The sequence below is a fragment of the Streptomyces sp. NPDC107550 genome (genome assembly GCF_055639095.1).
This window is the reverse complement of record NZ_JBVKBC010000003.1, coordinates 155,151-181,259: the sequence shown is the minus strand read 5'-3', so window position 1 is coordinate 181,259 and position 26,109 is coordinate 155,151. Positions and strand designations below refer to the sequence as shown.

The 26,109-nt window shown below is 72.7% G+C and carries 28 protein-coding genes; 11 read left to right on the top strand and 17 right to left on the bottom strand.

Translation table 11 applies throughout. From position 1 onward, the window contains the following. The first annotated feature begins 31 nt into the window (after window positions 1–31). Window positions 32–550 (top strand): hypothetical protein, encoded by a 519-nt coding sequence (locus ACZ7LY_RS05900; RefSeq protein WP_471623281.1) that lies wholly within the window; start codon window positions 32–34, stop codon window positions 548–550. Window positions 551–630: 80 nt separating this feature from the next. Here ACZ7LY_RS05900 and ACZ7LY_RS05895 read toward each other — a convergent pair whose 3' ends face one another. Beyond that, on the bottom strand, window positions 631–1,383 hold the full coding sequence (locus tag ACZ7LY_RS05895) for a hypothetical protein (RefSeq protein WP_471623280.1): 753 nt from the start codon (window positions 1,381–1,383) through the stop codon (window positions 631–633). Between the two features lie 185 nt (window positions 1,384–1,568). Here ACZ7LY_RS05895 and ACZ7LY_RS05890 point away from each other — a divergent pair, with 185 nt between their 5' ends. The 3 genes from ACZ7LY_RS05890 to ACZ7LY_RS05880 are packed head-to-tail and all read left to right on the top strand — an operon-like array spanning window position 1,569 to window position 4,613. Next, window positions 1,569–2,873 carry a magnesium transporter MgtE N-terminal domain-containing protein gene (locus ACZ7LY_RS05890; RefSeq protein WP_471623279.1) on the top strand — a complete coding sequence of 435 codons (1,305 nt, stop codon included), beginning with the start codon at window positions 1,569–1,571 and terminating at the stop codon, window positions 2,871–2,873. Next, a complete protein-coding gene (locus tag ACZ7LY_RS05885; protein WP_471623278.1) occupies window positions 2,863–3,435 on the top strand; it encodes a DUF1003 domain-containing protein in 573 nt (190 codons plus the stop codon). Before ACZ7LY_RS05890 ends, ACZ7LY_RS05885 begins: the two co-directional genes overlap by 11 nt. Before the next feature lie 44 nt (window positions 3,436–3,479). Next, complete coding sequence (locus ACZ7LY_RS05880) at window positions 3,480–4,613, top strand: Mrp/NBP35 family ATP-binding protein (protein WP_471623277.1); 1,134 nt, start codon at window positions 3,480–3,482, stop codon at window positions 4,611–4,613. 333 nt (window positions 4,614–4,946) lie between these two features. Here the strand turns inward: ACZ7LY_RS05880 and ACZ7LY_RS05875 are convergent, their stop codons facing one another. The 5 genes from ACZ7LY_RS05875 to sigE form a co-directional block, all read right to left on the bottom strand. Further along, on the bottom strand, window positions 4,947–5,612 hold the full coding sequence (locus ACZ7LY_RS05875) for a hypothetical protein (RefSeq protein ID WP_471623276.1): 666 nt from the start codon (window positions 5,610–5,612) through the stop codon (window positions 4,947–4,949). A 154-nt stretch (window positions 5,613–5,766) separates the two neighbouring features. Further along, window positions 5,767–6,237, bottom strand: a complete 471-nt coding sequence (locus ACZ7LY_RS05870; RefSeq protein WP_471623275.1) for a sec-independent translocase — start codon at window positions 6,235–6,237, stop codon at window positions 5,767–5,769. 166 nt (window positions 6,238–6,403) lie between these two features. Beyond that, window positions 6,404–8,155, bottom strand: coding sequence for a S1C family serine protease (locus ACZ7LY_RS05865; protein ID WP_471623274.1), 1,752 nt, complete (start codon window positions 8,153–8,155; stop codon window positions 6,404–6,406). Between the two features lie 125 nt (window positions 8,156–8,280). Further along, window positions 8,281–9,240 carry an anti-sigma factor gene (locus ACZ7LY_RS05860; protein WP_471623273.1) on the bottom strand — a complete coding sequence of 320 codons (960 nt, stop codon included), beginning with the start codon at window positions 9,238–9,240 and terminating at the stop codon, window positions 8,281–8,283. Beyond that, window positions 9,237–10,016 carry an RNA polymerase sigma factor SigE gene (gene sigE, locus ACZ7LY_RS05855; protein WP_471623272.1) on the bottom strand — a complete coding sequence of 260 codons (780 nt, stop codon included), beginning with the start codon at window positions 10,014–10,016 and terminating at the stop codon, window positions 9,237–9,239. The genes ACZ7LY_RS05860 and sigE overlap by 4 nt, the downstream gene beginning before the upstream one ends. Window positions 10,017–10,109: 93 nt before the next feature. On the opposite strand from sigE, the gene ACZ7LY_RS05850 reads away from it, so the two are divergent. Beyond that, a complete protein-coding gene (locus ACZ7LY_RS05850) occupies window positions 10,110–10,808 on the top strand; it encodes an O-methyltransferase (protein ID WP_471623501.1) in 699 nt (232 codons plus the stop codon). A 320-nt stretch (window positions 10,809–11,128) separates the two neighbouring features. On the opposite strand, the gene ACZ7LY_RS05845 is transcribed toward ACZ7LY_RS05850, so the two are convergent. Further along, window positions 11,129–11,296, bottom strand: a complete 168-nt coding sequence (locus ACZ7LY_RS05845) for a DUF3117 domain-containing protein (RefSeq protein WP_003966491.1) — start codon at window positions 11,294–11,296, stop codon at window positions 11,129–11,131. A gap of 346 nt (window positions 11,297–11,642) precedes the next feature. Between ACZ7LY_RS05845 and chcB the strand changes: the two genes are divergently transcribed. Next, on the top strand, window positions 11,643–12,446 hold the full coding sequence (gene chcB / locus ACZ7LY_RS05840) for a 2-cyclohexenylcarbonyl CoA isomerase (RefSeq protein WP_471623271.1): 804 nt from the start codon (window positions 11,643–11,645) through the stop codon (window positions 12,444–12,446). Window positions 12,447–12,523: 77 nt separating this feature from the next. On the opposite strand, the gene ACZ7LY_RS05835 is transcribed toward chcB, so the two are convergent. Both ACZ7LY_RS05835 and ACZ7LY_RS05830 read right to left on the bottom strand, forming a co-directional pair. After that, complete coding sequence (locus tag ACZ7LY_RS05835) at window positions 12,524–13,120, bottom strand: DNA-3-methyladenine glycosylase I (RefSeq protein ID WP_471623270.1); 597 nt, start codon at window positions 13,118–13,120, stop codon at window positions 12,524–12,526. Beyond that, the gene (locus tag ACZ7LY_RS05830) at window positions 13,117–13,686 is read right to left on the bottom strand and encodes a DivIVA domain-containing protein (RefSeq protein ID WP_471623269.1); all 570 of its coding nucleotides are present in this window, start codon (window positions 13,684–13,686) and stop codon (window positions 13,117–13,119) included. Before ACZ7LY_RS05830 ends, ACZ7LY_RS05835 begins: the two co-directional genes overlap by 4 nt. Window positions 13,687–13,848: 162 nt before the next feature. Here ACZ7LY_RS05830 and folP point away from each other — a divergent pair, with 162 nt between their 5' ends. After that, window positions 13,849–14,709 (top strand): dihydropteroate synthase, encoded by an 861-nt coding sequence (gene folP, locus ACZ7LY_RS05825; protein ID WP_471623268.1) that lies wholly within the window; start codon window positions 13,849–13,851, stop codon window positions 14,707–14,709. Window positions 14,710–14,871: 162 nt separating this feature from the next. Here the strand turns inward: folP and ACZ7LY_RS05820 are convergent, their stop codons facing one another. After that, window positions 14,872–15,621, bottom strand: coding sequence for an LOG family protein (locus ACZ7LY_RS05820; protein WP_471623267.1), 750 nt, complete (start codon window positions 15,619–15,621; stop codon window positions 14,872–14,874). Window positions 15,622–15,766: 145 nt separating this feature from the next. Further along, on the bottom strand, window positions 15,767–16,852 hold the full coding sequence (gene dapE, locus ACZ7LY_RS05815) for a succinyl-diaminopimelate desuccinylase (RefSeq protein WP_471623266.1): 1,086 nt from the start codon (window positions 16,850–16,852) through the stop codon (window positions 15,767–15,769). Between the two features lie 73 nt (window positions 16,853–16,925). Here dapE and ACZ7LY_RS05810 point away from each other — a divergent pair, with 73 nt between their 5' ends. Further along, complete coding sequence (locus ACZ7LY_RS05810; protein ID WP_471623265.1) at window positions 16,926–17,903, top strand: VldE C-terminal domain-containing protein; 978 nt, start codon at window positions 16,926–16,928, stop codon at window positions 17,901–17,903. A gap of 344 nt (window positions 17,904–18,247) precedes the next feature. Next, a complete protein-coding gene (locus ACZ7LY_RS05805; RefSeq protein WP_471623264.1) occupies window positions 18,248–18,655 on the top strand; it encodes an ATP-binding protein in 408 nt (135 codons plus the stop codon). 154 nt (window positions 18,656–18,809) lie between these two features. Here the strand turns inward: ACZ7LY_RS05805 and dapC are convergent, their stop codons facing one another. Further along, window positions 18,810–19,916 (bottom strand): succinyldiaminopimelate transaminase, encoded by a 1,107-nt coding sequence (dapC, locus tag ACZ7LY_RS05800; protein ID WP_471623263.1) that lies wholly within the window; start codon window positions 19,914–19,916, stop codon window positions 18,810–18,812. Window positions 19,917–20,020: 104 nt separating this feature from the next. Then, window positions 20,021–20,341, bottom strand: coding sequence for a ferredoxin (gene fdxA, locus ACZ7LY_RS05795; RefSeq protein WP_306317943.1), 321 nt, complete (start codon window positions 20,339–20,341; stop codon window positions 20,021–20,023). A gap of 140 nt (window positions 20,342–20,481) precedes the next feature. Here fdxA and ACZ7LY_RS05790 point away from each other — a divergent pair, with 140 nt between their 5' ends. Then, window positions 20,482–21,516: a GNAT family N-acetyltransferase gene (locus ACZ7LY_RS05790; RefSeq protein WP_471623262.1), complete on the top strand. Its 1,035-nt coding sequence runs from the start codon at window positions 20,482–20,484 to the stop codon at window positions 21,514–21,516. 53 nt (window positions 21,517–21,569) lie between these two features. After that, a complete protein-coding gene (locus ACZ7LY_RS05785) occupies window positions 21,570–22,430 on the top strand; it encodes a transglutaminase family protein (protein ID WP_471623261.1) in 861 nt (286 codons plus the stop codon). 66 nt (window positions 22,431–22,496) lie between these two features. Here ACZ7LY_RS05785 and ACZ7LY_RS05780 read toward each other — a convergent pair whose 3' ends face one another. Genes ACZ7LY_RS05780 through ACZ7LY_RS05765 form a run of 4 tightly spaced genes read right to left on the bottom strand, consistent with a single transcriptional unit; the run spans window position 22,497 to window position 25,964 of the window. Further along, window positions 22,497–23,120, bottom strand: a complete 624-nt coding sequence (locus ACZ7LY_RS05780) for a response regulator (RefSeq protein ID WP_471623260.1) — start codon at window positions 23,118–23,120, stop codon at window positions 22,497–22,499. Further along, window positions 23,117–24,259, bottom strand: a complete 1,143-nt coding sequence (locus ACZ7LY_RS05775) for a sensor histidine kinase (protein ID WP_471623500.1) — start codon at window positions 24,257–24,259, stop codon at window positions 23,117–23,119. The genes ACZ7LY_RS05780 and ACZ7LY_RS05775 overlap by 4 nt, the downstream gene beginning before the upstream one ends. Window positions 24,260–24,318: 59 nt before the next feature. Further along, window positions 24,319–25,059 (bottom strand): ABC transporter permease, encoded by a 741-nt coding sequence (locus ACZ7LY_RS05770; protein ID WP_471623259.1) that lies wholly within the window; start codon window positions 25,057–25,059, stop codon window positions 24,319–24,321. Continuing rightward, window positions 25,056–25,964: an ABC transporter ATP-binding protein gene (locus tag ACZ7LY_RS05765; protein ID WP_471623258.1), complete on the bottom strand. Its 909-nt coding sequence runs from the start codon at window positions 25,962–25,964 to the stop codon at window positions 25,056–25,058. The genes ACZ7LY_RS05770 and ACZ7LY_RS05765 overlap by 4 nt, the downstream gene beginning before the upstream one ends. Window positions 25,965–26,109: the final 145 nt, after the last annotated feature.

Below are 26,109 nucleotides of genomic sequence, written 5' to 3'. Positions count from 1 at the left end.
GCAGCGCCAGGGCAGGCCCTAGGCTCCTCGTATGACGACTGCTGAACTGCTGGACGCCGCCCTGGTCGAGGAGGCCACCAAGAAGTCCGGGCTGATCTGGGTGCGCGGGGCGAGCGGCACCGAGCGCGCGCTGTGGCACGTGTGGCACGAGGGTGCCGCGCATGTCGTCGGCGACGGGCCCGGGGAGCAGCCGCTGCCCGATCTGGTCGACGGCACCGAGGCCGTGGTCACCGTCCGCAGCAAGGACAAGAGCGGCCGGCTCGTCGGCTGGCGGGCCCGCGTCGAGGAACTGGCCGTCGACTCCGAGGCGTGGGAGGCGGCGGTCGCCGACCTCAAGGGCAAGCGGCTGAACGCGCCGGACGCCGAGACCATGCCCGAGCGCTGGGCGCGCGAGTGCCGGGTGCTGCGCCTGGAACCGGTCGCGGGCCCCGCCGTACCCGCGCCGGAGGGCTCGCTCGCCGCGCCGCCCCTTCCCACCTCGGCCACCACCCGCGACGCCGTCCCCGCGGCTCTGCCGAAGCTGCTCGGCCGCCGCAAGCGACGCACCTGAGCGGGCCCCAAGACGCGAGTCCACCTCCGGCACCCCGCCCCAGGACGTGGGCCCACCCCCGGCACCGCACCTGAGCGGACTCAGGACGTGGGCAGGGCCCGGCCGTAGTCGACCGTGTCGGCGGGGCCGGGCTCCGTGAGGTCGAAGCTGCGGCCCCACTCCGTCATCCGCAGGGTGCCCGCGCCGCCCGCCCGCTCCAGGCGCAGCGGGTAGGGGCGGCCCTCCAGGGACACGTCGAGCGTGCCGCCCGCGCCCTTGCCGCCGCTCAGCTCGATCGTGCGGACGCCGCCGCGGGTGCCGCGCTCGCCCTTGTCGAGCGTGCCGTGCAGGGTGAGCAGGCCGTCCAGCAGGACGTTCTTGTCGGTGAAGGTGGACAGCCTGTCGTACGCGGGATCACCCTTGGGCACCTTCACGTACTTGCCGTCGAGCTTCTGGGCCGCGGCCCCGCCCCCGTGCGCGCCCTTCCCGTCGTCGGAGTGCGTCCAGAACGCGGCGTCGGCCTTCAGATACAGGTGCTCCGCGACGCGCAGAAGCTGGAACGTGCCGTTGCCCGTGGTCACCGAGCCGCTGCCGCCGTCACCCTTGAGCCGCATGTCGAGCTTGTACGTACGGCCGCCGCTGACGACGCTGCCCGCGACGTGCACGGTGTCCGCGCCGCGCGCCGCCTTGAGCGTACGGCTCTGGATGACCTTCGGGTCCAGCTTGCCGACGCCGTTCGTGCCGGCGTCCGGGTCCTCCCCGCCGCAGGCCGTCGCACCGGCCGCAAGTACCGTGATCAGCGCACCGGCCACAAGCGTCCTGCGGGCGGGTCGGGCCAGGCGAAGTGCGGTCACGTGCGGGACTACCTCTCGTACGACAGGTGCGGTATCGGGCGCGGCGGCAGGGGCAGCGTACCGCTGTGATCCGGGGTTACCCGTGGGGGTCAGGCGCAAAGGCGGGCCGGACGGCGAGCGGCTAGCCTGATCACCGGATTGCACGTATTCACGGATGGACGAGACGAAAGGGAGGCGTGAGACCCATGGCCAAGGGCGCTCCCCGGATCTTCGTCTCGCACCTGGCCGGCATCGCGGTCTTCGACCCGAACGGCGATCAGGTCGGACGCGTACGGGACCTGGTGGCGATGCTGCGGGCCGGCAGGCGCCCCCCGCGGCTGCTCGGGATCGTCGTCGAACTGTCGACGCGGCGCCGTATCTTCCTGCCGATGACCCGCGTCACCGGCATCGAGTCCGGCCAGCTCATCACGACGGGCGTGCTGAACGTGCGCCGGTTCGAACAGCGGCCCACCGAGCGGCTGGTCCTCGGCGAGATGCTGGACCGGCGGGTGCGGCTCGTGGAGAGCGGCGAGCAGGTCACCGTCCTCGACGTGTCCGTGCAGCAGTTGCCGGCGCGCCGCGAGTGGGAGATCGACCGGCTGTTCGTCCGCAAGGGCAAGGGCGGCGCGTTCCGGCGCAACAAGGGCGAGACACTGACCGTCGACTGGTCGGCCGTCGACGGGTTCTCCCTGGAGGAACACGGGCAGGGCGCCGAGAGCCTGCTCGCCACGTTCGAGCAGTTGCGCCCCGCCGACCTGGCCAACGTGCTGCACCACCTCTCCCCCAAGCGCCGCACCGAGGTCGCCGCCGCGCTCACCAACGAGCGGCTGGCCGACGTCTTGGAGGAGCTGCCCGAGGACGACCAGATCGAGATCCTCGGCAAGCTGAAGGAGGAGCGCGCCGCCGACGTCCTGGAGGAGATGGACCCGGACGACGCCGCCGACCTGCTGGGCGAGCTGCCCGAGGACGACAAGGAGCGCCTGCTCGACCTCATGAAGCCGAGCGAGGCGGCCGACGTACGGCGTCTGATGGCGTACGAGGACCGCACGGCGGGCGGCCTGATGACGACCGAGCCGATCGTGCTGCGGCCCGACTCGACGGTCGCCGACGCCCTCGCGCGCGTCCGCAACCCGGACCTCTCCCCCGCGCTCGCCGCGCAGGTGTACGTGTGCCGCCCGCCGGACGAGACGCCGACCGGCAAGTACCTGGGCACGATCCACTTTCAGCGGCTGCTGCGCGACCCGCCGTACACGATGGTCAGCTCGATCCTCGACGACGACCTCCAGGCGCTCAGCCCGGAGGCCGAACTGCCGGAGATCGCCGGATTCTTCGCCACGTACGACATGGTGGCCGCGCCCGTCGTCGACGAGAGCGGGTCGCTGCTCGGCGCGGTGACCGTGGACGACGTACTGGACCACATGCTGCCCGACGACTGGCGTGAGCAGGAGTTCCATCCCCACTCGCTCGGCTTCGCCGGGACCGGGCAGGGGGAGGTGAACCATGCCGGCTGAGGAGCCGCACCGCCCGGACGCGCAGCGCCGCCAGCGCATCCGGCTCGACCAGCCGCGCCCGCCGCGCCGCCGGCTGCTGCCGGAGTACGACCCCGAGGCGTTCGGACGGCTCTCGGAGCGCATCGCCCGCTTCCTGGGGACCGGGCGGTTCATCGTCTGGATGACGGTGATCATCATCGCGTGGGTCGCGTGGAACGTGTTCGCGCCCGATCACCTGCGGTTCGACCAGTACCCGTTCATCTTCCTGACGCTGATGCTGTCGCTCCAGGCCTCGTACGCGGCCCCGCTGATCCTGCTCGCGCAGAACCGGCAGGACGACCGCGACCGCGTCAACCTCGAACAGGACCGCAAGCAGAACGAGCGGTCGATCGCCGACACCGAGTACCTCAGCCGGGAGGTCGCGGCGCTGCGGATCGGGCTCGGCGAGGTCGCCACCCGCGACTGGATCCGCTCCGAGCTGCAAGACCTCGTCAAGGAGCTGGAGGAGCAGCAGCGGGCGGTGGCCCGCACGGGGGCGTCCCCCGACGAGCACGACCACGGACGTGACGTAGACGACCGCTGACGGGGCTTTCCGCGCCCCGGTTACCGCGCCGTACTATCGGGCGTATGGCTACGGAAGACGCGGTGCGCGAGGCACTGGCGACAGTGAACGACCCCGAGATCCAGCGACCCATCACCGAGCTGGGGATGGTCAAATCGGTGGACATCGGCGCGGACGGGGTCGTCGCGGTCACCGTGTACCTGACCGTCTCCGGCTGCCCGATGCGCTCCACCATCGAGAACAACGTGCGGGACGCCGTCGCCCGCGTCGAGGGCGTGACCCGGGTCGACGTCACCCTCGACGTGATGAGCGACGAGCAGCGCAAGGAGCTGGCGGCGGCGCTGCGCGGCGGCACGGCCGAGCGCGAGGTGCCCTTCGCCAAGCCCGGCTCCCTGACCCGTGTCTACGCGGTCGCCTCCGGCAAGGGCGGTGTCGGCAAGTCGTCCGTCACCGTGAACCTGGCCGCCGCGATGGCCGCCGACGGCCTCAAGGTCGGTGTCGTCGACGCCGACATCTACGGCCACTCCGTGCCGCGCATGCTGGGCGCCGACGGCAAGCCCACCCAGGTCGAGAACATGATCATGCCGCCGTCCGCGCACGGCGTGAAGGTCATCTCCATCGGCATGTTCACCCCGGGCAACGCGCCGGTGGTGTGGCGCGGCCCCATGCTGCACCGCGCGCTCCAGCAGTTCCTCGCGGACGTCTTCTGGGGCGACCTCGACGTCCTCCTCCTCGACCTGCCGCCGGGCACCGGTGACATCGCCATCTCCGTCGCGCAGCTCGTGCCCAACGCGGAGATCCTCGTCGTGACGACGCCTCAGCAGGCGGCGGCGGAGGTCGCCGAGCGGGCCGGGTCCATCGCCGTGCAGACCCACCAGAAGATCGTCGGCGTCGTCGAGAACATGTCGGGCCTGCCGTGCCCGCACTGCGACGAGATGGTCGACGTGTTCGGTACGGGGGGTGGGCAGGTCGTCGCGGACGGGCTGTCGCGGACGACGGGTACGCAGGTGCCGGTGCTCGGGGCGATCCCCATCGACGTGCGGTTGCGGGAGGGCGGGGACGAGGGGCGGCCCGTCGTGCTCAGTGACCCCGAGTCGCCGGCGGGGTCCGCGCTGCGGGCGATCGCCGGGAAGCTCGGGGGGCGCCAGCGGGGTCTTGCCGGCATGACCCTGGGAATCACCCCCCGCAACAAGTTCTGACGGTCCCTCTCCGGGCGGGCCTGCGCGTTGTTCGTCGTCCTCGACTCTCGTCGTGGCTGATCGCGCAGTTCCCCGCGCCCCTGAAGCATGCACTTCGTGCAGCTTCCCCAGGGGTGAGGTGGCGACGTAGTCGCCCCTCCAGGGGCGCGGGGAACTGCGCGAGAAGCCCCACGCACCCGCAGATGACCACGCACCGGTCGTGCCCCGAAGGGGCGCGGGGAACTGCGCGATCAGCCACCACCCACCCGCAGGTGGACGGACAAGCGCAAGGGGCTCGGGGGAACCCCCCGCAGGAAGACAGCGGGCCGTAAGCCGATTCCCGCCCGCGGAGCCTCACCCGTACTGCGTGATGTCCTTCACCCCACAAAACCCCAACCCATACGCACTCATCCCCCGCCCGTACGCCCCCAGATGAACCCCGGCCCCCGTACTGCCGGCCAACACCCACCCGTACTCGGACTCCCGATACCGGAACTCCCCCGGCACCCCGTCCACGGGCAACGTCAGCGACGCCCAGTCCGACGACCCCAGATCGTCCGCGAGGACCCACGCCGTCTCGGTCTGCTGCTCCAGCCAGTCGTCCCGCAGGGTGTGGTCCATCTGCGCGGGCCACGTGTGCGTGAGCAGCCCGACCCCGGCGAGCCAGGCCGCCGAGGACACCGACGTCGCCTCCAGCGTCCCCGTACCGTCCGCACTGCGCCGTACGGGATGGGCCGCGACCGTCACGACGACCGCGAACCGTTCCGCGGACTCGCCCTGGAGCGCACCCTCACCCCGCACGGACGGCACATCCCCGTGCCCGATGGACCCGTGCTCCACGGACCCGTCCGCCGAGGTGCCGACCTGCATCAGCCAGCGCGGCCCCGTGAACGCCTCGTCGAGGCCGTACCAGGTGAAGGGCGCCATCAGATACCCGTCGACCGCCTGCCGGGCCGCGGGCGCCGGACCGGCCCCCTCGGCGCCGGGTTCCTGCGCGCCCACCCGACTCGTCGTCTCCATGTACCCGGCCGCCTCCTCGCTCTCGTACGGACCGCAGCGGCCCGCCCCCCTCGGGCGTCCTCACGTCCGGTCCGCGCAACAACAAGGCAGGATGCCACACCGGGCCCGCCCGGCCCGGTTGCGAAGGGGGTGGTTCGGGAGCGGGAGGGGTCGCTCAGGTCGCGTCGATGTCGAACGGCGGCGGATCGCCCGCGCCCGGCTTCTCCGTCGTACGGGGGCTCTCGGGCCGCTTGGTCATGTCGACGCGCCCGCCGCCCGTACCGCTGGACGCGGCACTCGCCGTGCCGGACTCCTCCAGCTCACCGGCGCTGCGGACGACCTCGGTGACCTCGGCCATCTCCTTCTTGAGGTCGAACCCGTTGCGGATCTCCTTGAGCCCGAGTTCGTCGCTGTCGAGCTGCTTGCGGATGAACGCCTTGGGGTTCAGGTCCTCGAACTCGAAGTCCTTGAACTCCGGGCCCAGTTCCTTGCGGATGTCTTCCTTGGCGCTGTCCGAGAACTCGCGGATCTTGCGAATGGTGCGGGCGATGTCCTGGATGACCTGCGGCAACTTGTCAGGCCCGAACACGAGTATGGCCAGCACGATGAGTGTGGCGACCTCCGGTAGGCCAATGTCGTTGAACACCTTGCGCTCCTAGCGTGTCCTCGGCCCGCGGTCGGTCTTCAGCAGCAGGTCTTCGGCAGGGTCCGGCACCGAACCAGCTCTACGGTACCCGGCGACCCTGTCCGTCCGGTAGCCGCTGGGCGGCCTCCGGGATCACCGGGGGTGTCGAGCGGGCTACGCCCGCAGGTCAGTTGCCGTCGGCAGAGCCCAGAACGAGCGTCATCCGCCGCTCCTTTCCATCCCGTTCAACCGTGATGCGCAGTTTGTCGCCGGGGCGGTGGGCGCGGATCTTGACGATCAGCTCCTTGCCGGAGTGGACCCGTACGCCGTCCACCGCCGTGATCACATCGCTCGGCTCGATCCCCGCCTTGTCGCCGGGGCCGCCGGGGACGACGGCGGAACCGCCGCTGTTGCCCTTGGTGCCGACGTGGGCGCCGTCGCCCTTGTAGGCCATGTCGAGCGTGACGCCGATGACGGGGTGCGTGGCCTTCCCGGTGTTGATCAGCTCCTCGGCGACGCGCTTGGCCTGGTTGACCGGGATGGCGAAGCCCAGGCCGATCGAACCGGCCTGCCCGCCGTCCAGCTCCGAGCCGCTGTCCGGGGAGCGGATGGCGCTGTTGATCCCGATGACGCGGCCCGCGCTGTCGACGAGCGGCCCGCCCGAGTTGCCCGGGTTTATCGGGGCGTCCGTCTGCAACGCGTCGACGTAGCTCACATCGCTGCCGTCGCCCTTCTCGCCGCCCGCCGTGATGGGCCGCTCCTTGGCGCTGATGATCCCGGAGGTCACCGTGTTGGCCAGGTCGAAGGGGGCGCCGATGGCGACGACGGGGTCGCCCACCCGCACGTTCTCCGAGTTGCCGAGCGGCAGCGGCCTCAGGCCGTCCACCCCGGACACCTTGATGACGGCCAGGTCGTAGCCGCTGTCGTGCCCGACGATCCGCGCGTCGGCGCTCTCCCCGCCGGCGAACGTGACCGATATCCGGCCCGCGCTCCCGGCCGGCTCCACGACGTGGTTGTTGGTGAGGATGTGACCCCGGGTGTCCAGCACGAACCCCGTGCCGGTGCCCTGCTCGCCGGAGCCCTGCGTGTGGATGGTGACGACACCGGGCAGCGTGCTCGCCGCGATCCCGGCCACGCTGTCCGGAGCGCGCCGCTGCGCCTGCGGGCCGGGCTGCGCCAGCTCGATCCGCGTGCCGCCGTTGCGCTCCAGGTACGAGCCGATGGCGCCGCCGATCCCGCCGGACGCCAGCGCGATCACGACGGCCCCGATCACCAGCCGCCTGCGCCGCCTCCCGCGCGTCCCGGCCTCCTGCGCCTCCCCGACGGGCCCCCGCCACGGGTCGTACTGCTGCCAGGCCCCACCCCCGCCGGGCATGTCGTACACCGGGCCTCCGGCGGGGACGGACGCGGACGGTACGGGCGTGCCCTGCGCCGGGGTTCCGGCGGGGACGAGCGCCGGAGGTACGGGGGTGCCGTGGGCCGAGCCTCCGGCGGGAACGAGCCCCGGAGGTACGGCCGTGCCGTGGGCTGGGGTGCCCTGGGAAGGGGTGCCGGGCGCTGCCTGGGGTGCCGGGGTGCCGGAGGGCGCCGGGTAGGGGCGCGCGGGCGGTACGGGGGCGCTCGCGGCGGGCGGCGCGGGGCTCACCGGGGCGGTCGGCGCGGCGGGGCCCATGGACGTGCCGTGCGCGGGTGTCCTGGTCGTCGCCGGGTGCTGGACGGGCGGCGCGGGCGCCCAGGGCCCGGGCTCGCCGTAGGGCGGCGTGCTGTACGGGTCGGGGTCGTGCAGCGGCTTCGGCCCGTCGTCCACCGGCCGGGGCTCGGGGGCGCCCCCGGCGTGCGGCGCGGGCAGATGCCAGTCCCCGTCCTCGGCGGCGGAGCCCCCCGCGCCCGGCCGGGGGCGGCTCCACCACTTCGCCTTCGTGGGCTTGCCCTCGTCCATGTGCCGCCGCTCTCCCCACGCCCGGCCCCCGGCACCGCGCCGGGGGCTGCCAGCCGCGCCGGGGTCGCTGCCCCGCGCGCGGTCACCCTGGATTCAACCAGTTCCCGGGCCGGGACGCAGGGGCCTCAGCGGACCGACGAGGGCCGGGATGAGGCGACGGCCGACCCCATGGGCAGCGCGGCGGGTTCCGCGTGTGCCGCGTCGAGCACGACCGCCGTGGCGGGCGTCGCGTACGGGTCCTCGCCGTCCGCGACGGGACGTATGAGAGGCGACATACGGGCCGCGCCGGACAGCAAGGGCGTGGCGAACGGATACGTGGCCCGGTCCACATGCCCGCCGCCGGGCAGCAGCGGCGCCCCGGACCTGGCCGGTGCGACCGGCGCCTCCAGTGACCCGCCGCGCTTGCCGAGCAGCGGCGCGAGGGAGCGGCGGCGCTGACCGTCCGAGGACGAAGTGGAGACGGCGGGCTGGGTGCGCAGCGGTGTCGCGTTGCTCCCGGTGCCGGTGCGGGCGTCCGCCGACAGCCCCGCGGGGGCGCCGACGGTGACGCCGCCGAGGGCGAAGGCCGCCAGCGACACCGCGCCGGCCGCGGCGAACGCGAAGCGGCGCCCACGCGATGCACGGTCGCTGTCGTGCCGCTCCGGACGGTTCACCTCGTGGATGCGGAAGCCGCGCTGCCCGCCGGGGAGCACGGCGGCATGCGCGCGCGAGCCCGCGTAGGCGAACGGGTCGGGTTCCACCCCGAAGACGCCCTGGCCGAAGGGCCGGGCGCCGCCGAGGGGGCCGCCGGAGCCGAAGCCCGGTCCGCCGAACCCGTCCCCGTCACTGCCGCCGGGCAGCCCCTGGAGGCGGGCGAGGAAACTCTCGGAGGGCGGCGGCGGGGCCGCCTGGGCGAAGACGTTCTTGAGGCTGCGCTGGTAGTCAGCCTCGGACTTGCATTTGGCACAGGTCGCCAGGTGCGCGAGGACGCGCTCGCGGGCGTCATGGTCCAGTTCACCGTCGACCAGGGCGGCCAGCCTGTCCCCCAGGTGCTCGTCGGCCGCGGTCTGCCGGCGGTCGGCAGGGTTGAGACGTGATCCACTCACGCGGGCGCGCCCCCTCCCCCTAGGACGGGGAACGCCCCGGTGCTCGCCAGCGTGCGCCGCTCCTTGCGGGCCTGGGGCGAGCGGTGCTGGAGCGCCTTGCGCAACTGGGAGCGGCCCCGGTGGATCCGGCTGCGGACCGTGCCGAGCTTGACGCCCAGCGTCGCGGCGATCTCCTCGTAGGACAGTCCCTCGATGTCGCACAGGACGACGGCGGCGCGGAACTCCGGCGCGAGGGTGTCCAGCGCCTGCTGGACGTCGGCGTCGAAGTGCGCGTCGTTGAACACCTGCTGCGGCGACGGCTCGCGGCTGGGCAGGCGCTCGGCGGCGTCGTCCCCGAGCGCGTCGAAGCGGATGCGCTGCTTGCGGCGGACCATGTCCAGGAACAGATTGGTCGTGATGCGGTGCAGCCAGCCCTCGAACGTGCCGGGGGTGTACGTCGACAGGGAGCGGAAGACCCGGACGAAGACCTCCTGCGTGAGATCCTCGGCGTCGTGCTGGTTTCCCGTCAGTCGGTAGGCCAGGCGGTAGACCCGGGCGCTGTGCGTGCTGACGATCTCCTCCCAGGTGGGCGGAGTCCACGCCTGAGATTCCGCGTCAGCGGCAAAGGTCGCGGTCTGCTGCGCGGAGTCAACGGTGCGGATTCGGTCAGCGGTGTCGGTCACGGATTTCGGCTCACCCGCCGACCTGAGAAGACGCCGCAGCACTCCTCCCCGATCCACAGGCGCAGCCGCACCTCCCCTGTCGGCTCTGGTGGTGTCCAGTGGAGCCCCTACCATAGCCACCTCGCCCGTTAGCTCCGGATAAGAGTTTTTACTGAGATTTGCCGGACGGCTCCCCGCCGCCCCTCTGTCCTCTAAACGCCCGGTCCCATCTGCGAGTTCCCGGCACCAACGGATAAAGTCACGCGCAGGCAACCACGGGGACAGGAGAGGGCCATTACCGGCAACCGGCAGACGAGCTGGGCGTTCGCCGACGCCTTTGTCGCCGAGGACGACGCCATCCGCTGGGCCCGGGACCGGGCCCGTGAGGCGGGGCTGCGTTCGGTGTCCCCCGGCGCGGGGGCGGCGCTGCGGCTGCTCGCTGCGACGGTGGAGGGCAAGGCGGTCGCCGAGATCGGGACGGGCACGGGGGTGTCCGGAATCCATCTGCTGCACGGCATGCGGCCCGACGGTGTCCTGACGACCGTCGATCCCGAGCCCGAGCGGCAGCAGTTCGCGCGGCAGGCGTTCCGCGCGGCCGGGTTCGCCAGCAACCGGGCCCGTTTCATCCCCGGGCGGGCGCTGGAGGTTCTGCCCCGGCTCGCCGACAGCGGGTACGACCTCGTCTTCTGTGACGGGGATCCGCTGGAGAGCCTGGACTATCTCGCTGAATCGTTGCGCCTGCTGCGGCCTGGGGGGCTTGTCTGCTTCGAGGGGGTTTTCGCGGAGGGGCGGACCGTGGATTCTGGGCCGCAGCCGGTTGAGGTGGTGCGGGTTCGGGAGCTTCTTCGGGCCGTGCGGGAGTCTTCTGAGCTGGTTTCTTCGTTGCTGCCTGTTGGGGACGGGTTGCTCTGCGCCGTCAAGCGGTGAGGTCCCTTTGTCTTGACGGGGTTCGTGGGTGGGCGGGGCTGTAGCCGACGCCTTGCGCAGTTCCCCGCGCCCCTGGGTGGTCGGTCACCTTTCGCCCGGTGGTGGGCTGGTCGCGCAGTTCCCCGCGCCCCTTCGGGGCACGACCGTGCGTTGTTTTCTGCGGGTGCGTGGGGCTTCTCGCGCAGTTCCCCGCGCCCCTGAAGCATGCACTTCGTGCAGCTTCCCCGGGGGGGTGTGTACCGGCGGATCAAGGGGTGCGGAAACGCCGACTGCCCCGGGTTTTTGGCCGGGGCAGTCGGAAAGGTATGGTCGCGTTCGCGTCAGCCGACGACCTTCTTCAGGGCGTCGCCGAGGGCGTCAGCCTCGTCCGGCGTCAGCTCTACTACGAGCCGACCGCCGCCTTCGAGCGGAACGCGCATGACGATGCCCCGCCCCTCCTTGGTCACCTCGAGCGGGCCGTCACCCGTTCGCGGCTTCATGGCCGCCATGCTCGTTCCCCTTCCTGAAACCAGCTCATCGTCATCAGCCGACGGCCCTCTGAACGGGCACAGATCACCGGCATCGAACACCTTGCTTCCAGGCCATTATCCCGCATCGCGGGACCCGATGACCAACATCGGTCGGCATCGCTTGCGCAACGCGCTTGAGCAAAACCACCCAATTCGGCGATGTGGCTGCGATACTGCGCCGCTCGCCCGCCCCCAGCCCACCCGTTTTGTTTGACGCAGGTCACACGCCGAGGGCGTTCCGATGGACGTGATCTCCGTCATGCTGAGCGTGGACGACCGGGAAACGCGGCAGAACCGCGGCACACGACCGCAGAGGAGGGCTCCCATGGCCGACACCGTGCTCCACGAGGTGAGCGACGGACTGGCGACGATCACGCTGAACCGCCCCGAGGCGATGAACGCGATGAACACCGAGGCCAAGGTCGCCCTCCGCGACGCGCTCCAGGCCGCCGAGGCGGACCCGGCGGTGCGCGCGGTGCTGCTGACGGCGGCCGGCGACCGCGCGTTCTGCGTGGGGCAGGACCTCAAGGAGCACATCGGTTCGCTGAAGGCGGACCAGGAGGCCGGCGAGGGCCGCACGATGAGCACGGTCCGCGAGCACTACAACCCGATCGTGCGCGCCCTGACCGGCATGGCGAAGCCCGTGGTCGCGGCGGTGAACGGGGTCGCGGCGGGCGCCGGCTTCGGCTTCGCGCTGTGCGCGGACTACCGGATCGCCGCCGACACCGCCTCGTTCAACACGTCGTTCGCCGGGGTCGCGCTGACCGCCGACTCGGGGGTGTCCTGGACACTGCCGCGCGTGATCGGCCCCGGCCGCGCCGCCGACCTGCTGCTTTTCCCGCGCACCCTGAAGGCGCAGGAGGCGTACGAGCTGGGCATCGTCAACCGCATCGTGCCCGCCGCCGACCTGGCCGACGAGGCGCGCAAGCTGGCCCGCGCCCTCGCCGAGGGCCCGACCGTGGCGTACGCGGCGATCAAGGAGTCGCTGGCGTTCGGCGCGGACCACTCGCTCGCCGAGGCCCTGGAGAAGGAGGAGGAACTCCAGACGCGCGCCGGCGCCTCCGAGGACCACGCCATCGCCGTGCAGGCGTTCATCGCCAAGGCCGAGCCGCGCTACCACGGCCGCTGAGCGCACGGGCCACCGGAGCAGGCAGGGCGGCGGGAGGCTCGGGCCAGCGGAACGGGCAGGTCAGCGGGGCGCGCGTGTCAGCGGGACGCGCGGGCCACGCAGCCTGCCAGGTGGTCGTCGACGAGCCCGCACGCCTGCATCAGCGCGTACGCCGTGGTCGGCCCGACGAAGCGGAGGCCGCGCCGCTTCAGCTCCTTGGACATCGCCGTGGACTCCGCGGTGATCGCGGGCACGTCGGAGAGGGTCGTCGGCACGGGGCGGCCCGTGGCGTCCGGCGCGAAGGACCAGATCAGCCGGTCGAGGTCGCCCGGCGCCCAGTCCGCGAGGACCCGCGCGTTGGCCAGGGTGGCGTCGACCTTGGCGCGGTTGCGGATGATGCCGGCGTCGGCGAGGAGCCGCTCGCGGTCGGCGTCGGTGAAAGCGGCCACGTCCGCGATCTTGAACCCCGCGAACGCGGCGCGGAACCCCTCGCGGCGGCGCAGGATCGTGATCCAGGACAGGCCGGACTGGAACGCCTCCAGGGAGAGCCGTTCGAACAGGGCGTCGTCGCCGTGGACGGGCCGGCCCCACTCCTCGTCGTGGTAGGCGACATAGTCCTCGGTGGACAGGCCCCAGGGGCAGCGGGGTCTGCCGTCGGGGCCGGGGACGGCCGCCCCGGTGACCTGCTCGCTCATCGCTGCCCCTCCCCCGCGCCGGGCTCCTGTCCGGGCGGGGCGAAGCCCTGGCCGGGTCTGCCGTCGGCGGTCTCCCCGTACGCCCGGTCATAGGGCTCGGGAGCCGTCCCGTACCCCTCGGAGGCCGTCCCGTACGCCTCAGGCGCCGTCCCGTACGCCTCGGGGGCCTCCCCCTGTGGCTGCGGGGCCTGGTCGTAGGGCTGGGCGGGGGCGGTCCCGTAAGGCTGGGCGGGGGCCTGTCCGTACGGGGACGTGGCGGGCCGGGGGCCGGTGTGGGCGGTGGCGAGCGCCGTCTCCAGTTCGCTGATACGGGCGTCTCGCTCCGCCAGTTCGGCGCCGAGCCGGTTGAGCGCGTCGTCGACCTCCGCCATGCGGTAGCCGCGCACAGCGACGGGCAGACGCAGGGACTCCACGTCGTCCTGGTCCAGCGGGCGGCCCGGCGGCAGCGGGTCGGTGTGGAACTGGGGCGGCTCGTCGCGCAGCGTGCCGCCGTCACCGCCGCCGACGACCGCGAGGGTCACCGCCGCGATCACCACGACCAGCGCGGCGACCAGAAACAAGAACATGACCATCTCTGCCGTCCCCTGGACTCGCCCGGGTCTGTGGACGGTCGTCCCACAGGCCCTCAACCATCAGGCTCCGATCGTGCCATGCCGCACTGACAGTTAAGGTCGCAGGCGACCGTTCCAGAGGGAATCGCCAGCTTCAGGCAAGGAGAGTCACAGGGGATGCTCAGGCTGGGCCAGCGCGAGTTCGACGCGCACGAGCCGGTGGTGATGGCGATCGTGAACCGGACTCCGGACTCCTTCTACGACCAGGGCGCCACGTTCCAGGACGAGCCGGCGCTCACCCGGGTCGAGCAGGCGGTCGCCGAGGGGGCCGCGATCGTGGACATCGGCGGGGTGAAGGCGGGGCCCGGCGAGGAGGTCAGCGCCGAGGAGGAGGCGCGCAGGACCGTCGGGTTCGTGGCGGAGGTACGGCGCCGCTTCCCCGAGGTGATCATCAGCGTGGACACCTGGCGGCACGACGTGGGCGCCGCCGTCTGCGAGGCGGGCGCGGACCTGCTCAACGACGCCTGGGGCGGCGCGGATCCCAAGCTCGCCGAGGTCGCCGCCCGCTACGGCGTGGGCCTGGTCTGTACGCACGCGGGGGGCGCGGAGCCGCGTACGCGCCCGCACCGGGTGACGTACGACGACGTGATGGCGGACATCCTGAAGGTGACCGTCGGCTACGCGGAGCGGGCCGTGGCGCTCGGCGTGCCGCGCGAGTCCGTGCTGATCGACCCGGGGCACGACTTCGGCAAGAACACGCGGCACTCGCTGGAGGCGACGCGGCGGCTGCCGGAGATGGTGGAGACGGGCTGGCCGGTGCTGGTGTCGCTGTCCAACAAGGACTTCGTGGGCGAGACGCTGGACAAGCCGGTCAAGGAACGGGTGATCGGGACGCTGGCGACGACGGCGGTGTCGGCGTGGCTCGGCGCGCAGGTCTACCGGGTGCACGAAGTGGCGGAGACGCGGCAGGTGTTGGACATGGTGGCGTCCATCGCGGGCCACCGGCCCCCGGCGGTCGCCCGCCGGGGACTGACGTGACAGCGAGCTACTACGCGCGCGTAGTCACGTGAAGGTCAGCACGCGCGTGTCGTCACATGACGGCCGGGCACGCGCGCGTAGTCACTGATCGCCAAGCCCGCGTGCGCCGTCACGTGACCGGCAGGCACGCGCACGTAGTGGCCCGCCGGCCTCCACTCGCGTCTACTTGCCCGTCTCCTTCGTGACGAGGGTGATCGCCTCCTCCACGTCGTCCGTGACGTGGAACAGCAGCAGGTCCGCCTCACTGGCCTTGCCCTGGGCGATCACCGTGTTCTTCAGCCAGTCGACGAGGCCGCTCCAGTACTGCGTGCCGAACAGGACGATCGGGAAGCGCGTCACCTTGCGGGTCTGGACGAGGGTGAGCGCCTCGAAGAGTTCGTCGAGGGTGCCGAGGCCGCCCGGCAGCACGACGAAGCCCTGCGCGTACTTGACGAACATGGTTTTTCTGACGAAGAAGTAGCGGAAGTTCAGCCCGAGGTCGACGTACGGGTTGAGCCCCTGCTCGAAGGGCAGCTCGATGCCGAGGCCGACCGAGGTGCCCTCCGCCTCCACCGCGCCCTGGTTGGCGGCCTGCATGGCGCCGGGGCCGCCGCCGGTGATGACCGCGAAGCCGGCCTCGACGAGGGCCTTGCCGATCTCGACGCCCGCCGCGTACTCGGGCGAGTCGACCGGGGTGCGCGCGGAGCCGAACACGCTGATCGCGGGCGGCAGTTCGGCGAGCGTGCCGAAGCCCTCGATGAACTCCGACTGGATGCGCAGGACCCGCCAGGGGTCGGTGTGCACCCAGCCCGAGGGGCCCTCCGTGTCGAGCAGACGCTGGTCGCTCGTGCCCGGCTGCACCTGGTCCCGGCGGCGGACCACCGGTCCCGTCCGCTGCTCCTTGGGCCGCCGCTTGCCCTCCGGGTTGCTCATCGTCCGCTCCCTCCGTGCGCGCCGATCACGCCTTGCGTAGAAGCAAGGGTAGGTCTACGCGGGTTACGTACGCGGGACCTTGGCCTTGCTGGGCGGTGGCGGGCACGCGCACCGCGTCCCGGGCCCTGACCCGGCGGACGGGGCGTCAGGAAGCGGTGAGCCAGGCGGCGAGGACCTTCTCGGCCTGGAGGATGAGCCGCGTGTCGACGCGCTCGTCGATCTTGTGGGCGTAGATCGGGTCGCCGGGGCCGTAGTTGACGGCCGGGACGCCGAGGGCGCTGAAGCGGGAGACGTCGGTCCAGCCGAACTTGGGGCGCGGCTCCCCGCCCACGGCCGCCAGGAACGCGGCGGCGGCCGGGTGGGTGAGGCCCGGGCGGGCGCCGCCGGTGTGGTCGTCCACGACGAACTCCTCGATCGGGCAGCCCGCGAAGAAGTCCCGTACGAACTGCTCGGCCTCTTCCATCGAACGGTCCGGCGCGTACCGGAAGTTGACGGTGACCTCGCAGGCGTCGGGGATGACGTTGGTGGCGACGAACCCCTCGACGCGCACGGCGTTGAGGCCCTCGTGGAAGCGCAGGCCGTCGACCACGGGGGTGCGCGGCTCGTAGGCGGCGAGGCGCTGGAGGATGGGGGCGGCGGCGTGGATCGCGTTCTCGCCCATCCACGCGCGCGCGGAGTGCGCCCGTTCGCCCTTGACCTTGAGGATGACGCGCAGGGTGCCCTGGCAGCCGCCTTCGACCAGGCCCTCGGTGCCTTCCAGGAGGATCGCGAAGTCGCCCGCGAGCCAGTCGGGGTGGGCGTCGGCCACATGTCCGAGGCCGTTGAGGTGGGCGGCGACCTCCTCGTTGTCGTAGAAGACGAACGTGAGGTCGCGGTTGGGCTCGGTGACGGTCTGGGCGATGCGCAACTGGACCGCGACGCCGGACTTCATGTCGGTGGTGCCGCAGCCCCACAGGGTGACGCCGTCCTCGTCGAGCCGCGAGGGCACGTTGTCCGCGATCGGGACCGTGTCGATGTGGCCGGCGAGGATGACGCGCTCGGCGCGGCCGAGGTGCGTGCGCGCCACCACGTTGTTGCCGTGGCGGTCGACCGTGAGGTGGGGCAGGGCGCGCAGGGCCTCCTCGATGGCGTCGGCCAGTTCCTTCTCGCTGCCGCTGGGCGAGGGGAAGTCGACCAGTTGAGCGGTGAGGCGGGCGGCGTCCTGAGTGAGGTCGAGCGCGGTGCGGTCCATGGCTTCGAGCCTATCCCGCGCGCGCGGGCGGGCCCGTGCCCCCCTCACAGGCCGCTCCAGTACCTTGGGACGCGTGCCTGAGCCCCCCACTTTCGTCCGGCGCGGCCGCCTGCTGAGGATCGGCGCGGCCGCCGTCGTGCTGCTCTGTGTGGTCGCGTACGTGGCCATGCAGTACGCCACCGGGGGACGCAAGGGACCCAGATGCACGGTCGTGTCGGCCGACGGCGACGGGGCGAGCTACGAGTTCACGGCCGAGCAGGCGGTGAACGCGGCGACGATCTCCGCCGTCGGCACCGCGCGCGGGATGCCCGAGCGGGCGGTGACGATCGCGCTGGCGACGGCGTTGCAGGAGTCGGGTCTGCGCAACATCCGGCACGGCGACCGCGACTCCCTCGGCCTGTTCCAGCAGCGCCCTTCGGAGGGCTGGGGCGACCGGGAGCAGATCATGGACCCGGTGTACGCGTCGGGCCGGTTCTACGAGCACCTGGACAAGGTCCCCGGATACTCGCGGCTGCCGCTGACGGTGGCGGCGCAGCGCGTGCAGCGCAGCGGCTATCCGCAGGCGTACGCGAAGCACGAGCCGGACGCGACACTGCTGGCGGCGGCGCTGACGGGCCGCTCCGCCGCCTCGCTGTCCTGCGAGGGCCGGCCCAGCGGCGTGGAGGCGACGCGGCCGGGCGATCCGCTGCGGGTGCGGGACGCGCTGGTACGGGACTTCGGCCGGGGCGTCGCTCCCGCGGCGGACCGGCGCGGGCGTGCCGTGCGGGTGCCGGTGCCCGCGCCGCTGGACGCGGGCGCGGGGAGCGCGGGCCGGGGCGAGGAGCGGCGGCGCGGCTGGGAGCTGGCGCAGTGGGCCGTGGCGAACGCGTCGGCGCTGCACATCGAGCGGGTGTCGTACGCGGGCCGGGAGTGGTCGGCGGGCGCGGTCGGCGGCGGGGACGCGGCGAGCGCGTGGCGCACGGTGCCGGCGCGGGGGTCCGGGAAGGGCGCGGGGGGTTCGCGGCCGGCGCCGGGGAGCGCCGACGAGGTCCGGATCGTCACGGGACAGTAGTGGGACAGTAATGGGGCAGGAGTGGGCAGTAGTACGGACGCTCACTCGTCCGGGGCATCCCGGTCAGCGTGGGTGGACGGTATCGGGCGCGCTTTCCGCCGCTCGGGACGCTGTCGGCGGAGGCTGTGTCCAGCAAGGGAAGTAAGGATTCTGCACGGCCGCGCGCCGGATGGCGTTTGCCCGTTTTTATCCGTAGCTGATTATGCGATGCATTACGAACCCTTTACGTGAGGGACCCGCAACCTTCCCCGGCCCCGGGGCGGTTGTCACGGCGTCCGACCGCCGCCCGGCAGCCCGCCGGGGGTGAGCGGACGACCAACGTCCTCTCCCGTCTAAGGAGCATCATGTCCCTCCCCCTGACCCGCCGGATCGCCCGTGCCGCGCTGCTCGTAGCGGCGGCGGCGCCCGTGGTCGGTGCGGCCGGCTCCGCGACCGCCGCCGAGCTTCCCGCCCCGAACCTGGGCGGCGTGACCGCTCTGGACGGCGCGCACCTCGGCAACACCGTGGACGGCGCGGCCCAGAACGTCAGCGGGCTCGCGGGCGACACCGGCGGCAAGGCCGTGAAGAAGGCCGTGCCGACGGCGGGCAAGGCGGTCGGCAAGGGCGCCAAGACCGCGACGCCGGTCGCGCAGAAGGCCGCGGGCGACCTCGCGGGCAGCGCGGGCGATGTGCTCGGCTCCACCGCCGGCTCCGCGACCAAGGGCGGCCTGCCCACCAGCCAGCTCCCCACCAAGGGCCTGCCGCTGGGCTGACGCGCCGCGCCGCGCGCGACGGAGCGCGCGGCCGGTGGTGACCGTGTGACGGTGTGAGAAGGGGTGCCGGAGGCCCACGGGCTTCCGGCACCCTTTCGCGTACGCCTGACGGCCGCGACTACGGCTGCGGCTACGCCTGTGGCTGACGCTGCGGCTAGCGCGCGAGGCGGGCCACGGCCGCGCGGACCCGCTCGTCGGACGCGGTGAGCGCCACGCGGACGAACCGCTCGCCGGCCTCGCCGTAGAAGTCGCCCGGCGCGACGAGGATGCCGCGCTCGGCGAGCCGGCCGACCGTCGCCCAGCAGGACTCGTCCCGCGTCGCCCACAGGTAGAGGCTGGCCTCGCTGTGTTCGATGCGGAAGCCGTGCCCGAGCAGGGCCTCGCGCAGCAGGGCGCGGCGGGCCGCGTACCGCTCGCGCTGCTCGTGCACGTGCGCGTCGTCGCCGAGCGCCGCGACGACGGCGGCCTGCGTCGGCGCGGACGTCATCATGCCGCCGTGCTTGCGGATCTGGAGGAGGTCGCCGAGGACCCGCGCGTCACCGGCGACGAACGCGGCGCGGTAGCCCGCCAGGTTCGAGCGCTTGGACAGCGAGTGGACGGCGATCAGGCCGTCGTGCGAGCCGCCGTTGACGTCCGGGTGCAGGACCGAGACCGGGTCGGCCTCCCAGCCCAGCTCCAGGTAGCACTCGTCGGAGACGACGAGGACGCCGTGCTCGCGGGCCCACGCGACGATCCGGGTCAGTTCGTCCTTGCCGAGGACGCGGCCGGTCGGGTTGGACGGCGAGTTGAGCCACAGCAGCTTCAGGCCCGCGGGGTCGAGCGCGGTCGGGTCGTCGTAGACGACGTGCTCCGCGCGCGCGAGCCGGGCGCCCACCTCGTACGTGGGGTACGCCAGGCGCGGGTAGGCCACCGTGTCGCCCGGGCCGAGGCCCAGATGCGTGGGCAGCCAGGCCACGAACTCCTTCGAGCCGACCACCGGCAGGACGTTGTGGTGGGTCAGGTCCCGGGCGCCGAGGCGGCGGGCGCACCAGTCGACGAGCGCGTCCCGCAGCGCGGGCGTGCCCCAGACCGTCGGATAGCCCGGCGAGTCGGCCGCGTCGATCAGCGCCTTCTGGATCAGCTCCGGCACCGGGTCGACGGGCGTGCCGACCGACAGGTCGACGATGCCGTCCGGGTGCGCGGCGGCCGTCTTCTTGTACGGCTCCAGCTTGTCCCAGGGGAAGGCGGGGAGGCGGTCGATGGGGGCCGGGACTGCGGACACCTGGGTCAGCTCACTTTCCTCGTGGTGGGTCAAACACCGCGGTCCCGTACGGCAGGTGAGGCCGTACGGGACCGGGGGTGTGCGCGTGCGACCGCTGAACGCTGTTACTGGTTCTGCGGCGGCAGCGCGGCGATGAACGCGTGGTCCTTCTCGATCAGGCCCATCTTCGAGGCACCACCGGGCGAGCCGAGATCGTCGAAGAACTCGACGTTCGCCTTGTAGTAGTCCTTCCACTCCTCAGGAGTGTCGTCCTCGTAGAAGATCGCCTCGACCGGGCAGACCGGCTCACAGGCACCACAGTCGACGCATTCGTCCGGGTGGATGTACAAGGACCGGGAGCCCTCGTAGATGCAGTCGACCGGGCACTCCTCGATGCACGCCTTGTCCTTGACGTCGACACAAGGCTGCGCGATGACGTAGGTCACGCTGTCGTTCCTCCTCGATAGGGCGCTGGCGGGCCTCCGCAGGCTCCGCCGCCTGGCGCGCGGGAGCGCGGCGTCGTCGATGCCCGCCCCTAGTATCTCCGTTCTTGGGCATGATCCGAACAGGAGGGGTGGACCAAGCTGTGGAATTCACTGCGGGCGGACGGCTCGACGTCCGTATCACCGGCGCTGACGTGGGAAAACGCGTCTCCGTACGAAGGGTGACCGGTGATCCCTCCGCGGGTCGGAAGTTCACCGACACGCTCGGGGTTCTCACATCCTGGGATCAAGGTGTGCTGCTCATCACACGGCGGAGCGGCGAACAGGTACGGATCGAGGAGTCCGCGCTCGTCGCCGGGAAGGTCGTGCCCGCCGAACCGGCCCGGCGCCGTGGACCCGCCACGACGTACCGCGAACTGACCCGGATCGCCGCCCGGTCCTGGCAGCCGCTCGAGAGCGAGCGGCTCGGCGAGTGGGAGCTGCGCGCGGCCGTGCGCGAGCTGCCGGACGGGGGCCGCGAGGGCTTCACGCGGCGCGCCAACTCCGTGCTGCCGCTGGGCGACCCCGGCCTCCCCCTGGACGACGCGCTCAGCCGCGTACGGCAGTGGTACGCGGCCCGGGGGCTGCCCGCCTACGTCCAGGCCGCGACCGGCGCCGAGGGCACGCAGGAGCTGCTGTGCGCGGAGCTGGAGGCGCGCGGGTGGGTGCGTGAGGTGAGCGCCGAGGTGCGTACGGCGGGGCTCGCGCCGCTCGCCGACCTGACCGACGCCGGGGACGAGATGACGCTCACGCGGGCGCCGGACGACGCGTGGCTCGCGCGGTACCGGCGCGCGGGGGCGGACGCGGTGGTGCGCGGGGTGCTGTGCGCGGGGCCGTCCGTGTGGTTCGCGGCCGTACCCGGCGAGGACGGTGGCCCGGCCGCGATCGGGCGGTGTGTGGTCGACGGACGGTGGGCAGGCTTCGCCGCCGTGGAGGTGGACCCGGCGCTGCGGCGGCGGGGTCTTGCCACGCGGGTCATGGCGGCGCTCGCCCGGCGGGCCCTGGACGAGGGCGCTTCGGCGGCCTGGCTCCAGGTCGAGACGGACAACGCGGGGGCGCGGGCGCTGTACGACCGGCTGGGTTTCGCCCCGCACCACGCCTACCACCACTACCGTGCTGAGCGGCGGGAGGGGCCCTGATCCCGCCGCCGGCCGGGTAACCGAACGGTCAGCCAAGAAGGCACGAGGCTCGTATGTCCCCCCAGCAGTCCCCCCGATCCATCGAACTGCGGCGGCGGTTCGCCGAGCAGGCGCGGGCGGAGCGGCCCGATCTCTCGCAGCTCTGCCTGCTGGTCGCGGCGCACGCCGATCCGGCGCTCGACGACGCCGGGATGGACGCCGCGCAGATCAGACTCGACGAGCTGGCGGGACAGCTGCCGTTCCGCCCCGGCGGGCCGCGCGCGTGGGCGACGGCGCTGCGGGAACTCCTCGGCGACCGGCTCGGGTTCCACGGTCTGCCCGTCGACTATGAGCGCCTGGAGTCCTCGCTGCTGCACGAGGTGCTGCTGCGCCGGCGTGGGCTGCCGATCCTGCTGTCCGTGGTGTGGATGGAGGTCGCGCGGCGGGCCGGCGCGCCGGTGTACGGGGTCGGGCTGCCGGGTCACTTCGTCGTGGGGTTCGGGCCGGAGCGGGACCAGGTGCTGGCCGATCCGTTCGACGGGGGGCGGCTGTTCGCGGACGGCGAGGTGGAGGCGCTGTTCGCGGGCGCGACGGGGAGTTTCGACGGCGCGGAGACCGGGCTCGACCCGGCGCTGTTGCGGCCCGTCGACCCGCTGGACGTGGTGTTGCGGGTACTGAACAACATCCGGGCGTGGGCCGGGGAGCGGCCCGACCGGTCCGACGTGGCGCTGTGGGCGGTGGAGTTGTCGCTGCTGCTGCCCGCGCATCCGGCACGGCTGCGGTACGAGCGGGGGCGGCTGCTCGTGGCGCGCGGCGAGTTCGTCGCCGGGGCGGCGGAGCTGGAGGGGTACGCGGACGTGCTGAACGTGGTCGACAAGGGGGGCGCGGAGCGGGTGCGCGGGGAGGCGCGGGCGGCCCGCGCCTTGCTGAACTGACCTGACCTGGCCTGCGGAAGGCCTCGCGCCTCCGGAGCCGGCGGCCGACTCACCGCCGTCCGGCGCCTACAGCCAGCCCTTCTCCCTGGCCACCGTCACCGCCTCCGCCCTGTTGCGCACCGCCAGTTTCTGGATGGCCACCGAGAGGTAGTTGCGGACGGTGCCCTGGGACAGGTGCAGGGCCTTGGCCAGCTCCGCGTTGGTACGGCCGTCCGCCGCCGCGCGCAGCACCTCACGCTCCCGGTCCGTCAGCGGGTTCGCGCCGCCCGCGAGGGCCGCCGCCGCCAGCGTGGGGTCGATGACCCGCTCCCCCGCGAGGACCTTGCGTACCGCCGCGGCGAGCTGGGCGGCCGGGGCGTCCTTCACCAGGAAGGCGTGCGCGCCGGCCTCCATGGCGCTGCGCAGATAGCCGGGCCGTCCGAACGTCGTGAGCACGACGACCTTCAGCGCGGGCAGTTCCGTACGCAGCCGCTGTGCCGCCTCGATGCCGGTGCAGCCCGGCATCTCGATGTCGAGCAGCGCCACGTCCACCGCGTGCGCGCGGGCCGCCGCCACGACCTCGTCGCCGCGCGCCACCTGGGCGACGACCTCTATGTCGGGTTCGAGGCCGAGCAGGGCCGCCAGCGCTTCCCTGACCATGGACTGGTCCTCCGCCAGCAGCACCCTGACCGGCGCGTTCGGTGTGCTCATGCCGCGGATCCTACGGACGGCGCCGGTACCCGGGCCACCAGCAGGAACCCCCGGGAGCGGGCCGCGCCGGTCTCCAGGGTGCCGCCGACGGCCGCGAGGCGTTCGCCGAGGCCGGTCAGCCCGTTGCCCTGGGGGCTGCCCGCCGGTCCGGTGCCGTCGTCCTCGACGGTCAGTTCGACGACGGGCCCGTCCAGCGTCTCGCGGCGTGTGACGTCCACGGCGCAGCGCCGGGCCCCGCTGTGCCGTACGACGTTGGTGACGGCCTCGCGCAGCGTCCAGGCGAGCGCCGCCTCACGGGCCTCGGGCAGCTCGGGCGGGGTCTCGGCGCTGACGGCGGCGTGGATGCCGGCCGCCCGCAACGCGACCTGCGCCCCGGCCAGTTCGGCGGCCAGCCGGGGTCTGCGGTAGCCGGTGACCGCCTCGCGCACGTCGACGAGGGCCTGGCGGCTGACCTTCTCGATGTCGGCGACCTGGTCGGCGGCCTTGTCGGGGTGGTCGGGGAGCATCCGCCCGGCCAGCTCGCTCTTGAGGGTGATCAGGGAGAGGGAGTGGCCGAGCAGGTCGTGCAGGTCACGGGCGAGGCGCAGCCGCTCCTCGTTGGCGGCGAGCTGGGCGACCTGGGCCCGCGCCTCCCGCAACTCCCGGGTGGTCCGCACCAGTTCCCGTACGCCGATCATGGAGAAGCCGCCGAGCAGGCACGGCACGAGCAGCCAGTACTCGGGCCGGGTGTCGAGCAGCAGGCCCACGAGGACCATCCCCGCGCTGGTGGCGAGGACCGAAAGGCGCGTCCAGCGCAGCGGGACGACCGCGCCGAACGCCACCGACACGTACACGAACAGGACGAGCCACGCCGAGCCGAGGGTGAGCGTGAGGACGACGGCGAAGACGGGCAGCAGGACCAGGCAGCCCTGCGCCAGATACCGCCCGAGCGGGCGGCCGGTCTGGCGCATGACGAGGCCGACGTAGGCGACCACGAAGACGGTGAGTCCGAGGCTGCCGAAGGCGGTGCCGGCGGGGCTGTGGGAGCCCTGCGCGAGGTCGGCGACGGGCCCGCCGAGGAAGGCGAGCCACATGCCGACCCAGAGCAGCTTGACGAAGACCTCGCGGCGCGTCTCCGGCGGCTTGCCGATCCTCGGCATGGACCGCGACCGCCCCTCGGTGCCCGCGTCCGTACCCGTGTCCGTCTCCGTGTCCGTGCTCACGCCTTCAGGGTGTCCTTCCGGTACAGGTACGCCGCTCCGCCCGCGAAGACGAGGAAGTAGGCGACGATCAGCGCGACGTCCTTGGCGTGCGGGGCGTTGCCCAGTTCGATGGCCTGGCCGAGTCCCGCGTAGGCGTGGGTGGGGAGCCAGGTGGCGATCTTCTGGAGCCAGTCGGGGAAGGACGTGGTGGGCATCCACAGGCCGCCGAGGATCGACAGGCCGAAGTAGACGATCATGGTGATGGGGCGGACGGCGTCACCGGAGGCGAGGTAGCCGATGGCCACGCCGAGCGCGGCGAAGCACAGGCTGCCCGCCCAGATCGCGCCGGTCAGCGCGAGCCACTGCCAGGCGTCGAACCGTACGTCCTTGACGGCCGCGGCCACGACGAAGACGACGACGATGGACGGCAGGGAGACCACGGCGGCGCTGGCGGTCTTGGCGAGGACGTAGCCGCGGCCCGGCAGGGTCGTCAGGCGCAGTTGGCGCACCCAGCCGCTCTCGCGCTCCTTGGCGATGCGCTCGCTGTTGCCCATGAGGACGGCGGTCAGGGCGCCGAAGGAGGCCATGGACACCATCATGAAGGCGGGCAGGTTCAGACCCGTGCCGTCGACGAGGGTCGTCGTGTCGGCCTGGCCCGCGATCAGCAGGAACAGGACCGAGGGGTAGACCACGGAGAAGAACAGGAACTTCTTGTTGCGCAGCGCGCGGGCGAGTTCGAGCTTGATCAGGCTGTTCATTCCGCCTTCGCCTCCTCGGCGTTGGTGATCGCCACGAAGGCCTGTTCGAGACCGAGTCCGGCGACCTCGAGATTGCGGGGGTAGACGCCGAGCCCGTACAGCGCGTGGACGGTCGCGTCGGCGTCGGTGGACTGGATGCGGACCGTCTGGCCGGAGATGTCCACGGACGTCAGGAAGGGCAGCGCGCGCAGGGCGTCGGCGTCGATGGCCCCTTCGAGGTCGAAGGCGACCTTGCGGGCGCCGGCCTTGGCCTTGATCTCGGCGGCGGTGCCGTCGGCGAGGAGCCGGCCGCGGTGCAGGACGAGGACGCGGTCCGCGATGGCGTCGGCCTCCTCCAGGTAGTGCGTGGCGAACAGGACCGTGCGGCCCGCCTCCGCCTGCTCGCGCATGGTCGCCCAGAACGCCTGGCGGGCGGAGACGTCCATGCCGGTGGTCGGCTCGTCGAGGACGATGAGGTCGCTGTCGCCGGCGGTGGCGAGGGCGAAGCGCACGCGCTGCTCCTGGCCGCCGGAGAGCTTGTTGACCTTGCGGTCGGCTATCTGCGCGATGCCCGCCCGGCTGAGCACGTCGGAGAGCGGATACGGCTTGGGGTGCAGGGCGACGGCCAGCTGCACGAGTTCGCGGACGGTCACCTCGTCCATGAGGCCGCCGCTCTGGAGCATGGCGCCGACCTTGCCGCTCACGATCGCCTCGCGCGGGCTGGTGCCGAAGACGCGGACGTCGCCGCTGTCGGCGGGGCGCAGGCCGAGGAGGAGGTCGAGGCTGGTGGACTTGCCCGCCCCGTTGGGACCGAGCAGGGCGACGGTCTCACCGGGATACAGCTCCAGGCTGAGGCCGTCGACCGCCTTCACGTTTCCATAGCTCTTGGTCACCTTGTCGAAGGTGACCGCCGCGTTCGTCGTCATAGGGACATCGTCGCGGCCGGAGGGTGCCCGGCGGCAGTGTCGCCTGTCGTCACTCCCGCATGACATCCGTCATGCGGGAGCGGTGACCGGCATCGGTTCCGGGCCCGCGAGCCCGGCCTGACCCGGAGAAGAGCCCCTGGAAGGA